General features: G+C 68.1%; 14 protein-coding genes and 1 pseudogene. 4 read left to right on the top strand and 11 right to left on the bottom strand.

Annotated features, from left to right (window positions below):
- Positions 1-36: 36 nt before the first annotated feature.
- The 3 genes from AC1DSO_RS10520 to AC1DSO_RS10510 all read right to left on the bottom strand — a co-directional run bounded on the left by AC1DSO_RS10520 (position 37) and on the right by AC1DSO_RS10510 (position 2,158).
- Entirely contained in the window at positions 37-834 is a 798-nt protein-coding gene (locus AC1DSO_RS10520) for a 3-hydroxybutyrate dehydrogenase (RefSeq protein WP_477068774.1), read from the bottom strand.
- A 111-nt stretch (positions 835-945) separates the two neighbouring features.
- On the bottom strand, positions 946-1,713 hold the full coding sequence (gene yaaA, locus AC1DSO_RS10515) for a peroxide stress protein YaaA (protein WP_477068773.1): 768 nt from the start codon (positions 1,711-1,713) through the stop codon (positions 946-948).
- 46 nt (positions 1,714-1,759) lie between these two features.
- Positions 1,760-2,158 carry a DUF1801 domain-containing protein gene (locus AC1DSO_RS10510; protein WP_477068772.1) on the bottom strand — a complete coding sequence of 133 codons (399 nt, stop codon included), beginning with the start codon at positions 2,156-2,158 and terminating at the stop codon, positions 1,760-1,762.
- Positions 2,159-2,400: 242 nt separating this feature from the next.
- On the opposite strand from AC1DSO_RS10510, the gene AC1DSO_RS10505 reads away from it, so the two are divergent.
- Positions 2,401-3,519 carry an epoxide hydrolase family protein gene (locus AC1DSO_RS10505; protein ID WP_477068771.1) on the top strand — a complete coding sequence of 373 codons (1,119 nt, stop codon included), beginning with the start codon at positions 2,401-2,403 and terminating at the stop codon, positions 3,517-3,519.
- A 39-nt stretch (positions 3,520-3,558) separates the two neighbouring features.
- Here the strand turns inward: AC1DSO_RS10505 and AC1DSO_RS10500 are convergent, their stop codons facing one another.
- A complete protein-coding gene (locus AC1DSO_RS10500) occupies positions 3,559-4,233 on the bottom strand; it encodes a helix-turn-helix domain-containing protein (protein WP_477068770.1) in 675 nt (224 codons plus the stop codon).
- Positions 4,234-4,341: 108 nt separating this feature from the next.
- On the opposite strand from AC1DSO_RS10500, the gene AC1DSO_RS10495 reads away from it, so the two are divergent.
- Positions 4,342-4,656 (top strand): hypothetical protein, encoded by a 315-nt coding sequence (locus AC1DSO_RS10495; RefSeq protein WP_477068769.1) that lies wholly within the window; start codon positions 4,342-4,344, stop codon positions 4,654-4,656.
- Here AC1DSO_RS10495 and AC1DSO_RS10490 read toward each other — a convergent pair.
- The 5 genes from AC1DSO_RS10490 to AC1DSO_RS10470 form a co-directional block, all read right to left on the bottom strand.
- Positions 4,653-6,062: an FAD-binding oxidoreductase gene (locus AC1DSO_RS10490; RefSeq protein WP_477068768.1), complete on the bottom strand. Its 1,410-nt coding sequence runs from the start codon at positions 6,060-6,062 to the stop codon at positions 4,653-4,655. The two genes, AC1DSO_RS10495 and AC1DSO_RS10490, sit on opposite strands and share 4 nt — an antisense overlap.
- 271 nt (positions 6,063-6,333) lie before the next feature.
- The gene (locus AC1DSO_RS10485) at positions 6,334-6,651 is read right to left on the bottom strand and encodes a 1-deoxy-D-xylulose-5-phosphate synthase (protein WP_477068767.1); all 318 of its coding nucleotides are present in this window, start codon (positions 6,649-6,651) and stop codon (positions 6,334-6,336) included.
- 4 nt (positions 6,652-6,655) lie between these two features.
- Complete coding sequence (locus tag AC1DSO_RS10480; protein WP_477068766.1) at positions 6,656-7,633, bottom strand: L-threonylcarbamoyladenylate synthase; 978 nt, start codon at positions 7,631-7,633, stop codon at positions 6,656-6,658.
- Positions 7,564-8,838 carry a YceI family protein gene (locus AC1DSO_RS10475; protein WP_477068765.1) on the bottom strand — a complete coding sequence of 425 codons (1,275 nt, stop codon included), beginning with the start codon at positions 8,836-8,838 and terminating at the stop codon, positions 7,564-7,566. The genes AC1DSO_RS10480 and AC1DSO_RS10475 overlap by 70 nt, the downstream gene beginning before the upstream one ends.
- A 106-nt stretch (positions 8,839-8,944) precedes the next feature.
- Positions 8,945-9,577 carry a YceI family protein gene (locus AC1DSO_RS10470; protein ID WP_477068764.1) on the bottom strand — a complete coding sequence of 211 codons (633 nt, stop codon included), beginning with the start codon at positions 9,575-9,577 and terminating at the stop codon, positions 8,945-8,947.
- A gap of 226 nt (positions 9,578-9,803) precedes the next feature.
- Between AC1DSO_RS10470 and AC1DSO_RS10465 the strand changes: the two genes are divergently transcribed.
- Entirely contained in the window at positions 9,804-11,561 is a 1,758-nt protein-coding gene (locus AC1DSO_RS10465; RefSeq protein WP_477068763.1) for an acyl-CoA dehydrogenase, read from the top strand.
- A gap of 1 nt (position 11,562) precedes the next feature.
- On the opposite strand, the pseudogene AC1DSO_RS10460 reads toward AC1DSO_RS10465, so the two are convergent.
- Positions 11,563-11,681: pseudogene (locus AC1DSO_RS10460) on the bottom strand (hypothetical protein); the annotation flags it as partial.
- A 29-nt stretch (positions 11,682-11,710) separates the two neighbouring features.
- Positions 11,711-12,688: an alpha/beta fold hydrolase gene (locus AC1DSO_RS10455; RefSeq protein ID WP_477068762.1), complete on the bottom strand. Its 978-nt coding sequence runs from the start codon at positions 12,686-12,688 to the stop codon at positions 11,711-11,713.
- A gap of 125 nt (positions 12,689-12,813) precedes the next feature.
- Between AC1DSO_RS10455 and AC1DSO_RS10450 the strand changes: the two genes are divergently transcribed.
- Positions 12,814-13,257 (top strand): MarR family winged helix-turn-helix transcriptional regulator, encoded by a 444-nt coding sequence (locus AC1DSO_RS10450; RefSeq protein WP_477068761.1) that lies wholly within the window; start codon positions 12,814-12,816, stop codon positions 13,255-13,257.
- Positions 13,258-13,370 lie beyond the last annotated feature (113 nt).

Below are 13,370 nucleotides of genomic sequence, written 5' to 3'. Positions count from 1 at the left end.
GGGAGCCCTTCGGCAAGCGCGCTTCCTCCGGTCGGCCTATTGCGCGACCCAACCGCCGTCGATCTGGAACGCCGCGCCGTTGGCCGAGGCCCCGGCGTCGGAGACCAGATAGAGCAGCATGCCCGTCAGCTGGTCGAAGGTGACGAACTGCTTGGTCGGCTGGGCGGCCAGGATCACGTCCTTCATCACTGCCTCTTCCGAGATGCCGCGCGCCTTGGCCTGGTCGACGATCTGGGCCTCGACCAGCGGGGTCTTCACGAAGCCCGGGCAGATGGCGTTGCAGGTGATGCCGTGGGTGGCGACCTCGAGGGCGACGGTCTTGGTCAGGCCCAGGATGCCGTGCTTGGCGGCCACATAGGCGGCCTTGAACGGCGAGGCGACCAGGCCGTGGGCCGAGGCGATGTTGACGATCCGCCCGCGCCCCTGCTCCTTCATGATCGGCACCGCCGCCTTGGTGGCGTGGAAGGCCGAGGTCAGGTTGATCGCGATGATCAGGTCCCACTTGTCGTCCGGGAACTCTTCGATCGGGGCCACGTGCTGGACGCCGGCGTTGTTGACCAGGATGTCCAGCTCGCCGAACTCGGCCTTGGCGGCGCGGACCATGTCGGCGATCTCGATCGGCTTGGTCATGTCGGCGCCGTGATACAGCACCTCGACGCCGTGCTTTTCGGCCATCTCGGCCCGGGCCCGCTCGATGGCGTTCATCTCGCCCAGGCCGTTCATGACGATGTTGCAGCCCTGGGCCGCCAAGCCGTCGGCCAGGGCATGACCGATGCCGCTGGTCGAGCCGGTGACGATGGCGACCTGCCCCTGCAAACCGAAATCGACGGCCATCTACGCGCTCCTGGCTGACGCCCTAATGTTGCTGCCCAAAGATATTGCAATGCAGCATATAGCTCGCCCATGCGAGAGGCGAGCGCTTATTAAATTCATCACTAGATGAATTCACGGTTGCGGGCGAGCGAAAACCCAGTCGGCCGGCGTCGACAGCGCCGGCTTGAAGCGATAGCCGTCCAGATCGAAGCCCTTCAGCGCCTCGGCCCGGTCGACACGGTTGTCGATGATGTAGCGGGCCATCCGGCCGCGCGCCTTCTTGGCGAAGAAGCCTAGCACCCGCAGTTCGCCGTTCTTCTCTTCCTTGAAGTGGCAGGTGACGACCGGCAGCTTCAGGGCCTTGGCGTCGACGGCGCCGAAATATTCCTGGCTGGCCAGGTTGACCAGGGTCGGGTCCGCATGGCCCTCGGCGGCAACGTTGAGGGTCTTGGAGATCGTCTCGCCCCAGAAATCGTAGAGATTATGGCCGCGCTTGGTCTTCAGCCGCGTACCCATCTCCAGGCGATAGGGCTGCAGGGCGTCGAACGGGCGCAGCACGCCGTACAGGCCCGACAGGATCCGCAGATGGTCCTGCGCCCATTCCAGCGCTGGGCGGTCCAGTTCACGCGCCGCCAGGCCGCCATAGACGTCGCCGTTGAAGGCGATCACTGCCTGCAAGCCGTCCTCGACGGCGGCGTCGAAGGCCTGGAACCGCTCGCGGTTCAGCTTGGCCAGGGCGTCGGAGATGTGCATCAGCCGCTTCAGGTCAGGCGCCGTCAGCTTGCGGGTGACCTTGGCCAGCTCGGCGATCTGGGTTTTGAGCTCGGGCGTCGTGAGCGGCAGCACCGCCTCGGGGGCGGTGAAGTTCAGCGACTTGGCGGGCGAGATGACCATCAGCATGGGCGGGGAGATAGAGGGTTCGGCGGGGCTTCGCTAGCGGTGCGCTTCACGCGCCGGCGTCGACGCGCGTCCGCATGTCCCGATAGGCCGCCAGGATAAGGGCGCCGAGCGCGGCCTCGTCGACGGGCCGCCCCCAGTGGAGCTTGACGTGGCGCATCCGCTTGCCGGCGCCTTCGAGCAAGCCGGCTGGATCGTCCAGCGACGCGCCCTCGAAGAACCCGACGTTCACGTGGGCGCTGAAGGCGTCGACATAGGCGAAGGCGGCGGTGTCCACGCAGGCGGTCGGGTGGCCGTCATGCAGCAGCTCGCGGACATCGTCGCCGGCGCCGCGCATCCGCTCGAACCACGCCAGGGCCAGAGCGCGCAACGGCTCGGCCCGGGAGAACCAGGCCTCGACCTCTGGGTGGCGCCGTTGGGCGCTCGGGAAGTGGAAGAGCGAGCTCATCGGCGGAGAATGGCCGCTTCTCCGGCGATGTCGAGGTCGAGGTCGAGGTCGAGGTCGAGCGGGCGGTCCTGCTTTTTTCGCTTTCTTACAATTCGCGCCGAGGCCGCGCCGATAGCCTGATCTCACTCAACAAGACGAGGAGCAGGGACATGAACCGGCGCGAATTTGGCAAGAACCTTCTCGCGGCGAGCCTCCTGAGCGGCCTTGTCAGCCAACCCGCACACTCAAAGGAAAGCCGCGCCATGCAACAGCCGATCCCTTTCAAGATCGCCTTTTCCGACGAACAACTGGCCGACCTGAAGTCGCGCCTTCAGCGCACCCGCTGGCCGGACGAACCGGCCGACGCGGCTTGGATGTTCGGGACCAATCTCGACTACATGAAGTCGCTGACGGACTACTGGCTGACCCAGTATGACTGGCGGGACGCCGAGGCGCGCCTGAACGCCATGCCGAACTACAAGGTGCGGATCGGCGAGGTCGACCTGCACTTCGTCCACAAGCCCTCAAGGAAGAGGGACGCCCCCGCCCTGCTTCTGCTGCATGGCTGGCCGGACAGCTTCTATCGCTATCACAAGGTCATCGACGCCCTGGCCGAGGACTTTCACGTCGTCGTGCCGTCCATCCCCGGGACCGGCTTCTCGGGCCGGACCGCGCAGCCGGCCGACAAGGTCGCCGACATCTTCGCCGAGCTGATGGGGACCGTGTTGGGACACGAGCGTTTCATCGTGGCCGGCGGCGATCTGGGCGCGGTCATCGCCATGGCGCTGACGCAACGCCATCCGGAGATGCTGCTCGGCAGCCACCTGACCGATGTCGGTTACCCCGACCAGACCACCGATTTCAGCGTTCTCAGCGGGGCCGAGCAGGCCTATGCCGGCGCCATTCAGCAATGGTTCTTCACGCACGGCGCGTTCAACCTCGCCCAGGCGACCAAGCCGCAAAGCCTGGCCTTCGCCATGAACGACTCGCCGGTCGGTCTAGCCGCCTGGATCATGAGCTTCATGGCCGGCATGGGGATCGGCGACGAGGCGGACGCCCGCTTCGGCCGCGACGAGCTCCTGACCAACATCATGATCTATTGGCTGACAGAGACGGCCGCCTCGTCCTTCCGCATCTACAATCAGAACGCCATGCAGCCGCCGACGATCAAGGGCAAGAACACCAAGGTTCCGGTCGCGGTGGCGACCGAGGCGCCGATCCCCGGCGGGGTGCGCCTGCCCCGCGAATGGGCGGACCGGCAGACTGCGGGCAATGTCGTGCAGTTCCACGACATGGAGAAGGCAGGCCATTTCGCGCCCTGGGAGGATCCTCGGTTCTACGTCAAGGACATCAACGCCTTCGCCGCGCTGCTGGCCAAGTAAGATCGACGCCACGACCGCCGGGCGACCCTCGCTCGGCGGTCAGATCTTGTGAACGGCGTCGAGATTCGAGGGCAAGGCGCCCATGATCTTCTTGATGGATTTGATCATGTGCGGCTGGTCCGTGTAGCCCAGATCGACCGCCACCCCCGCCRGGGCCTCGCCCGCCTTCAGCCGCCGCACCGCTTCCTGCGCGCGGCGGATCATCTGGAAGCTCTTCTGGGTGATCCCCGTCGTCTGCTTGAAATGTTGCTGCACCGAACGCCTGGAAGCGGCTTTCGGAGTCTCGCCAAAGGCCTTGGCGACCAAGTCGTTGGAGAGCAACAGACCGGCCGCGATCATCGTGTCGACCAGCGGCTCGACGTTTTCAAAGGTCGGCAACGGCAGTTCCACACCGTCCAGCACGAAGACCGCGCCCCGCACGGGCAGCATTCGGGTCTCGGGACCGATCCTCGGCGCCCTGTCTCCGGTCAGATGGACGTGGGCGGCGAACGAGAGGACGACCGAGCTCTCCCCCTCTAGATACGGCACCTCGACCGGTTCGGTGGCCTGGCCGCTCAGGAACACCACGGATTGGCCATCCGGCGCGATGCTGCGGATCAGATCCCACGAGCCGTCCGGCGTGGCCGAATATAACCCGTCGCTGAGGCAGACCGTCTGCCAGACCGTGTCGATCCAGGGGTGAGGCGATGACCGGCTCGTGTGCTTCTGAACCATGATCGTCGATCAGTCCCTTCGCGGCGGCGCTCGGCATCGTGGTTCAGTTCCGACGCCGGTGAAACCCCGCATCTCGACCTTCGCCGCGTCGCCAGCTATCCAGCCCGAATGTCCAACACCCTAGGCCTCGCCGCCGCCCTCGCCTGGCCGATCCCGATGATCGCCGCCCTGTTCCTGGTGGCCCGCGACCGAACGCTGAAGTTCCGTGTCGTGTGGGCGGTCGTCTGCTTCGCTGGCGTCGGGGCGTTCTGGATGCAGCGGAGCACGGGCCAGTGGGGCTTCATCCCCCTGGCGTTCAACCTGCTGGGCCCGGGCTCGCAGCCGGGCTTCTACAAGGCCACGATCCCCGCCGGCGCGATCGTCGTGCTGACCCTGCTCTGGCTGCGCGCCCGAAGGCTCCGCGCCTTGAAGGCCGCCGCCTAGAACAGAACCCGAGGGTTCATGATCCGCTTGGGGTCCAGCGCTCCTCGGATGGCGCGCAGGGCCGCGACCTCGATCGGGTCCTTGTAGGTCAGAGCCTCCAGCGTCTTCATCGTCCCCAGGCCGTGCTCGGCGCTGATCGAGCCCGAGAACGTGGCGGTGATGTCGTGGACGATCTTGGCGCCCGCCTCGCGCAGGGCGTCRTGGGCGTCGTCGTCGCCGCCGACCGGCCGCAGCACGTCATAGTGGACATTGCCGTCGCCGACATGGCCGAAGGCGACGATCCGGGTCCCCGGAAAGGCCTTCTCGATCGCGGCGTTGGCCTGACCGATGAAGGCCGGGATCTTCGAGACCGGCACCGAGACGTCGTGCTTCCACACCGCGCCCTCGGGCTTCTGGCCAGCCGAGTGGCCTTCGCGGATGTGCCAGAAGGCCTTCATCTGGGTCTCGGTCTGGGCCACCGCCGCGTCGGCGATCAGGCCGCCTTCCAGGGCCCCGGCCAGCAGCCGTTCCAGCGCCGCCTCGGCCGCGCCGGGCTCGCCGCTGGCGACCTCGATCAGCACGTACCAGGGATGAACCTGCGGCAGCGGATCGCGCAGGCCCGGCACGTTGCGGACGGTCAGCTCGAAGCCCAGGCGGCCCATCAGCTCGAAGGCCTCGACCGCGCCGCCGGTCTCGTCCTTGGCCCGGGCCAGCAGCCGGATGGCGTCGGCCGGCGAGGCCAGGCCGACGATCGCCACGGCGCGCGAGGCCAGCAGGGCGTGCAGCTTCAGGCTGGCGGCGGTGACCACGCCCAGCGTGCCCTCGGCCCCGATCAGCAGCTGCTTGAGGTCGTAGCCGGTGTTGTCCTTGCGCAAGCGCTTGAGGCCATTCCAGATCTCGCCATTGGGCAGCACCGCCTCGAGGCCCAGCACCTGCTCGCGCATCATGCCGTAGCGCAGCACCGCCGTGCCGCCGGCATTGGTTGAGACCAGGCCGCCGATCGTGCACGAGCCTTCCGAAGCCACGCCGACGGTGAAGCGGCGGCCGACCTTGGCGGCCTGCTGGTGGGCTTCGTAGAGCGTCACCCCGGCTTCCAGCACCATGGCGTCATCGATCGGATCGACGTCGCGGATCGCCTTCAGCTTCTCGGTGGACAGCAGGATCTCGCCGTGCGGGATCTGGCCGGCGACCAGGCCGGTATTGCCGCCCTGGGGGGTGATCGCCACGCCCTCAGCCGCGCAGATGCCGACCACGGCGGCGACCTCGGCGGTCGAGCGCGGGGTGACCAGCAGCGGCGTCTCGCCCTTCCAGCGGCCCCGCCACTCGACCAGCTTGGGCGCGATCACGTCGGGATCCTGGCTCCAGCCGCCCTCGCCGAGCACGGCCTTCAGGCGGGAGACGACATCAGCGGGAACGGGCTTGGTCATGACGGCAGAATACGCCTCGTGCGGGGTTGATGTCAGTAGCGGCTGTGCGCGGAACTAGGTCCGCCCGACATTCACTGAGCTGAATTTACCAGCCTTCCTGGGCCTTGTGCCCAGGACCCAGGGTTCAGCTTCAACGGAATGGGGGGCTGAGTTCACGGTCGTTCGGCCACGCGAACTTAAAGAGTCCAAACCTGCCTCGAACATGGGTCCTGGGCACAAGGCCCAGGAAGGCAGTGGGATCTGTACCTGCCCAGATAGATGTCGATTGGCGCTAGCCCAGGGCTGGGTCAGGCAGGCCGCGGATGTCGCGCCAGTATTCCTCGCGCACGTCGTCGTCGATCACGGGCGGATCGCCCGCGCCCTTGAACAGCCGGTCGGCGCCATCCTTGCGCGCCCGGGCGATCCAGTACGGGTGGCCGGTCACGGTATCCTGGAAATTGGCCTTCAGGCCCGAGTGGCGCAGCGCCGTGAACGACTGGCCGGCATAGTGCAGGGTCTCGCCGCTCTTGGACGATCCGACCCGCCCGATCCGCGCCGGCCCGTTCACGCCCTTGGACTTGTCCTCGACATACATGATCCGGGATTTCATCGGTCTATCCTACGAAGCCGGCGGCGCGACGCAGCCGGTCATTGATCGCTTCGCCCAGGCCGTCGTCGGGCAGGGCCGCCACGGCGATCGCCGTGGGCCGCGTCCTGTCCGCAGCGCGCAGGAACGAAAAAAGGTTCGCCGCCGCCTCGCTCAACGAGCCCGTCGGGCTGAGATTGAAGACGCCCGGCCCCGGTGGCCACGGGCCGAAGGCCAGGAACGCCTCGCCAGCCTCGGGGGCCTTGGCGTCGATCCGCACGGGGGCGTCGGGGGCGTAATGCAGGGCCAGGCGGCCGGGCGAACGCCTGGCGTCGTCCTGCGCCTCGGCGAGCGGGCCGACGATCTGTTGCAGCTGGACGCGGGTCACGGCGCCGGGACGCAGCAGGTGGGCCTGGCCGTCCAGCACCGAGACGACGGTGGATTCCAGGCCGACCGCGCACGGCCCGCCGTCCAGGGCGGCGGCGGCCTTGTCGCCGGTCTCGGACATCGCATCGGCGAAGGTGGTGGGGCTGGGCCGGCCCGAGCGGTTGGCCGACGGCGCCACGACCGCGCCACCGAACGCTTCGAGCACGGCGTGCGAGATCGGATGGCCCGGCACGCGGATGGCCACGGTGTCGAGGCCCGCGCGGGCCAGGTCGCAGACGGCCAAAGTGTCCCTGATCGGCGCGACAATGGTCAGCGGCCCCGGCCAGAATTCGCGGGCCAGGGCCCAGGCGCGGTCGTCCAGATCGGCGATCCGCGCGGCGGTCTCCAGGTCGGCGACGTGGGCGATCAGCGGGTTGAAGCGCGGCCGGCCCTTGGCCTCGAAGATCGCCGCCACCGCCGCCGGATTGGCGGCGTCGGCCCCGAGCCCGTAAACCGTCTCGGTCGGCAGCAGGACGAGCCCGCCGGCGCGCAGCGCGTCGGCGGCCGCGGCTATTTCCGCTTGGCGGTCAGCGCGAAGCTGACCTTCACCTTCGCCGCGATTTCGTCCGTCGACGCCCATTCGCCCTGTCCAACCCCGAACGTGGTCCGGTCGAGGGTGGTTACACCGCGCGCGGTCGCCGTGTCGCCGTCGATCTTCAGCGAGAACGGCAGGCTGAGCGGCTTTTTCACGCCGCGCAGGTCCAGGGTCCCGTCGGCGACGAACTTGCCCTCGCCCGTCTTGCGGAACTTGCTGGCGGTGAAGGTGGCCTTCGGGTGCTCGGCGGTGTCGAAGAAGTCGCCGCTGGGCAGGCTCTGGTCGCGCTGGTCATCGCCCGTGGCGGCCGAGCCCATGTCGACGTTCACGGTCAGCTTCGAGCGGTCCAGGGCCTGCGGCGAGAACAGGATGTCGGCGGTCCAGGTCTTGAACTGGCCCTCGATGGCGCTGCCCGACCAGGTCGCGGTGAAGGCCAGGCTCGAGCCCTTCTGCACCGTCCAGGCGACGGGGTTCTTGAGCTCGGAGACTGGCGAAGCGGCCTCGGCGGCGGGCGGCGTGGCCGAGGTCGGAGCGGCGGCGGGCGCGGGCGTCTCCGTCGGCGCGGTTTCGACGGGCGGCGCGGCGGGGGTGGCCTTGAGGGCGGGCCGGTAGAGGAAGCCGGCGACGATCACGGCGATCACGGCCACGGCGGCCAGCCAGGCGCGCGGCTCCTTCCAGCCCGGGCGGGCGCCGGGGGCCATGTGGCCGAACACCGCGTCGCGGTCGAGCAGCTGGTGCTTGGCCACCGCGCCCAAGTGCAGGGCCAGCAGCCCATAGACCAGCCAGACCAGCGCGTGGTGGCTGGTCTCACCGGTCTTGTACCAAAGGTGCTTCGGGGCCGCCGCCAGCTCCGGCAACAGCGGCAGATGCGGCCACGGCACGGTCCCGTACAGCAGGGTCGGGATATTCACCTTGCTGGCCGAGACCGTGATCCATCCGGTCAGCGGCAGGCCGATCATGATCACGTAGAAGCCGACATGGACCAGCTTGGCCGCGATCCGCTCCCAGCGGGGCTGATCGGCGGGGGCCAGCGGGACGGGATTGACCAGCCGCCAGCCCAGCCGCAGCAGGCTGAGCAGCAGGATGGTGATGCCGATCGACTTGTGCAGCTGGAACAGGGCGTAGGTCATCGGCCCCTTGGGGCCGTCGTCCATCCGCCAGCCCAGGATGATCTGGAAGAAGATGGCCGCGGCGATCAGCCAGTGAATGACGATCGCCACCGTCGTGTAGCGCGTACGGCTCTGCGCCATCAGTCTCTCCAGGATCGTCCCGACGCGAACGGCGCGCCGCGAGGCAAAGAAAACCCGCCGTTCCATACCAGACTGTGTCAGTCCGGAAATGGAACGGCCAGGCCGACTACTTCTTTTCGAACTCGACCTCGATGTTCAAGGTCACGTCGTCGCCGATCAGCGGCGCGTACTTGCCGACGCCATATTCCGAACGCTTGATCGTCGTGCTGGCCGAGAAGCCGGTGCGGGTCTGAAGCGGGTTCATGCCCAGGCCGACGCCGTTGAAGGTGACGTCCAGCACCACCGGCTTGGTCACGCCGTGGAAGGTCAGGTCGCCGGTCACCGAGCCGTGCTGGCCGTCGCCGACATTGATCGCCGTCGAGACGAAGGTGATGGTCGGGAACTTGGCCGCTTCCAGCCAGCCGTCGCCGATCAGTTCCTTGCTGAACTTCACGCCGAACGCGTCGGCGCCGGTGGCGGTGTCCAGCGACGCCGGGTCGACGGTGACGCTGATCTTCGAGGCTTCCGGCGCCTTCGGATCATAGTGGAAGTCGGCGTCCAGCTTGGTGAAGCGCAGGGTGTAGTTCGAGAAACCCATATGCTTGAGCTTGGCGGTCAGCACCGCGTGGGTCTTGTCGAGCACATAGTGGCCGGCGGGCAGATCGGCCGGCTTGACCGACGAGACGCCCGGCGCGGCCAGGGCGGCGGGGGCCGTGAACAGGGCCGCCGTCAGGACGAGGTAAGCGAGGGGACGAGACATCGGAAGGACTCCAGAATTAAAACAGCAGCAGTTACCGTTTCACGGAATTAGGAACTCCACCGTGCGATGGAAGGGGCCGGCGATCACGAGCCCGTGATCCGCCGCACATAGCTGTGGTGAACCTCGACCGTGGCGGACTCGCGGCGGCGGATCGGAACGCGCCGCGCTTGGCGCACGCGGTCGGGCCGCCTAAACAGATCACCGATAACCTGGAGCTCGGCCGACCATGACCTATCGCGCCCCCGTCCGCGACCTCGCCTTTTCGCTGCGTCACGCGGCGGATTTCGGACGGCTGGCCGACGCCTTTCCCGAGGCGGATACGGACACGGTGGCGGCGGTGCTGGAGGCGGCCGGGACCTTCGCGGCCGACGTGCTGGCCCCGCTGAACCGCCAGGGCGACCTGGTCGGCGCCAAGCTTGAAAACGGCGTGGTCCGCTGCGCGCCCGGCTTCGCCGACGCCTACCAGCAGTTCGCGCAGGGCGGCTGGGCCAGCCTGGCCGCCCCGCCCGAGCACGGGGGCCAGGGGCTGCCCAAGACCCTGGAGGTCTGCGTGCTGGAAATGGTCCAGGCCGCCAACATGGCCTTCGGCCTCTGCCCGATGCTGAGCCTGGGCGCGATCGAGGCCCTGGAGCATCACGGGTCGGATCGTCAGAAGCATCTCTATCTTCCGAAACTGGTGTCCGGCGAATGGACCGGCACTATGAATCTCACTGAACCGCACGCGGGTTCAGATTTGGCCGCGCTAACGACCATCGCGGCTCCCGATGGCGACGGCGGCTGGCGGATCAGCGGCCAGAAGATCTTCATCACCTGGGGCGACCACGACGCGGCCGACAACATCGTCCACCTGGTTTTGGCCCGCACGCCCGACGCGCCGCCTGGCGTGAAGGGCATCTCGTTGTTCCTGGCCCCCAAGGTCCTGGTCGGCGAGGACGGAACCCTGGGCGAGGCCAACGGCGTCCGGGTCGGGGGGCTGGAGCACAAGCTGGGCATCCACGGCTCTCCCACCTGCGTGATGCTGTTCGAAGGGGCCAAGGCCGAGCTGGTCGGCGGCCTGGGCCAGGGCCTGCCCAACATGTTCACGATGATGAACGCCGCCCGCCTGCAGGTCGGGACCCAGGGCGTGGCGATCGCCGAGCGCGCCTATCAGCAGGCCCTGGCCTTCAGCCTGGAGCGCGCCCAGGGCCGCTCGGCCTGGACGCAGGCCTATCCCTCACGCCTGTTCGACCATCCGGACGTGCGCCGCACACTGGTGCTGATGAAGGCCCATATCGAGGCGGCGCGCGGCATCTGCCTGTCGACCGCCGTCGCCGCCGACCTCTCGCGCGCCGCCGCCGACGAGGCGACCCGCACGGCCGCCAAGCTGCGCGAGGAGCTGCTGACCCCGATCGCCAAGGCCTGGTCGACCGACATCGGCGTCTGGGTCGCCTCGCAAGGGCTGCAGGTCCACGGCGGCATGGGCTTCATCGAGGAGACCGGCGCGGCCCAGCACTATCGCGACGCCCGCATCGCCCCGATCTACGAGGGCACCAACGGCATCCAGGCCATCGATCTGGTCGGCCGCAAGCTGATGCTGGGCGAAGGCCAGGCGGTCGGCGACCTGATGGACGACATTCGCGACACGATCGAGGTGCTGCTCACCAGCGACCTCAAGGCCGTGGGCCTGCGCCTGGAGGCCGCCCTCGACGCCGCCGCCAGCGCCACCGCCTGGCTGATCGAGCGTCGGACGAAATCGATGCCCGACGCCCTATCCGGCGCGACGGCCTATCAGAAGCTGCTGGGCGACGTGGTCGGCGGCTGGATGCTGGCCAAGGGCGCCCTGGCGGCCTCGGGCGAGGCGGATACGGCCTGGGCCGAGAGCAAGCGGGCCCTGGCCCGGGTGTTCGCCGAGGCGGTGCTGGCCCAGGTTCCGGGCGCGGTGGCCGGGGTGATGCTGGGCGCGGCGGACCTGGAGGCGATGACGCCGGAGGTGTTGGGGGCTTAACTCAACATCCCTTCCCCGTGTCATCCCGGAAAGCCCGTAGGGCTTGTCCGGGACCCAGGGGCCGGCGCATCGCGGTTGCCCTGGGTCCCGGCTCTCCGCTTCGCTGCGGCCGGGATGACATGGAAAGAGAGCTGTCGTTTCGGCCGCCCCTACGCCTTGAAGAACGCCAGCAGATCCGCGTTGATCACCTCCGGGTGCGTCGACGCCATGCCGTGCGGCAGGCCCGGATAGGTCTTCAGCGCGCCCTTCTTCAGCAGCTTGATGGCCAGGTGGGCGCTGTCGGCGATCGGGACGATCTGGTCGTCTTCGCCGTGCATGATCAGCACCGGCACGTCGATGGCCTTCAGGTCGTCGGTGAAGTCGGTTTCCGAGAAGGCCTTGATGCAGTCGTAGTGGGCCTTGGCGCCGCCGGCCATGCCCTGGCGCCACCAGTTGTCGATCAGGCCCTGGCTGACCTTGGCGCCCGGACGGTTGAAGCCGAAGAACGGGCCCTCGGGGATGTCGCGGAAGAACTGGGCGCGGTTGGCGACCAGGGCGGCGCGGAAGTTGTCGAACACTTCGATCGGCAGGCCGCCCGGATTGGCCGCGGTCTTCAGCATGATCGGCGGCACGGCCCCGATCAGCACGGCCTTGGCCACCCGGCCCGGCTTGGCGCGGGCGACATAGTGGGCGACCTCGCCGCCGCCGGTCGAGTGACCGACGTGGATGGCGTTCTTCAGGTCGAGGAAGTCAGCCAGGGCGATGACGTCGGCGGCGTAGGTGTCCATCTCGTTGCCGGTGTCGGTCTGGGTCGAACGGCCGTGGCCGCGACGATCATGGGCGATGACCCGGAAGCCCTTCAGGCGGAAGAACATCATCTGGGCGTCCCAGTCGTCGGCGCTGAGCGGCCAGCCGTGGTGGAACACGATCGGCTGGGCGGTCTTGGGACCCCAGTCCTTGTAGAAGATCTGCACGCCATCCTGGGTGGTGACGAAGCCGCTCTCGGCGCGGTCGGCGGCATTGGCGGCGGCCTTCTTGGCGGGCGTCGCCGCTTGCGCGGCTTCGCCCAGCGAGACGGCGGCGACGGCGGCGAGACCCAGGCCGGCGGTCATCACGCCACGGCGGGAAGCTTGGTTCGACTGGCTCATGATCATCCCTCATTTCCTACTTGCGATAATGTTTATCGCGGTAATGAGATGGGTCTAAGCCCGAGCCGACGCCGTGTCCATGATTTTCTTTATCGCGATATCATTTTTCGTGGTAAGAACAATTCATGACGAACGGAGACGCCACGATGCGCCCGCTGGACCAGCAGATCTGCTTCACCCTGTACGCCACCAGCATGGCGATCACGCGGGCCTACAAGCCCCTGCTCGATGAGCTGGGGCTAACCTATCCGCAGTATCTGGTGCTCAGCGTGCTGGGCGAAAACAACAGCTTGACCATCGGGGGCGTCGCCGCGCGGCTGGACCTGGAGTCCAGCACGGTGACGCCCCTGGTCAAGCGCCTGGAGGCCGCCGGCCTGGTCGCGCGGCGACGCGGCGTCGAGGACGAGCGCAAGGTCGAGGTGACGATGACGCAGGCCGGCCAGGCGCTGCTGGACCGTTCGGGATGCCTGGGCGACCTGCTGCTGGAGCGCTCGGGCATGGACGGCGAGGCGCTGGGCGCGCTGAACAGGCAGGTCCAGGCGCTGCACGAGGCAATCGTGAAGGGGTAGGAAGAATAGCTGCTCCCCCGCATGCGGGGGAGCTGTCGCGAAGTGACTGAGGGGGCTAATGCGGCCTAAGCCCAGCTGCCCCCTCCGGCCCTCCGGGCCACCTCCCCCGCGGC

The sequence above is a fragment of the Caulobacter sp. P4_E5 genome (assembly GCF_056401555.1).
The sequence above is the reverse complement of the archived record's forward strand: the minus strand, read 5'-3'. Positions and strand labels throughout refer to the sequence as shown.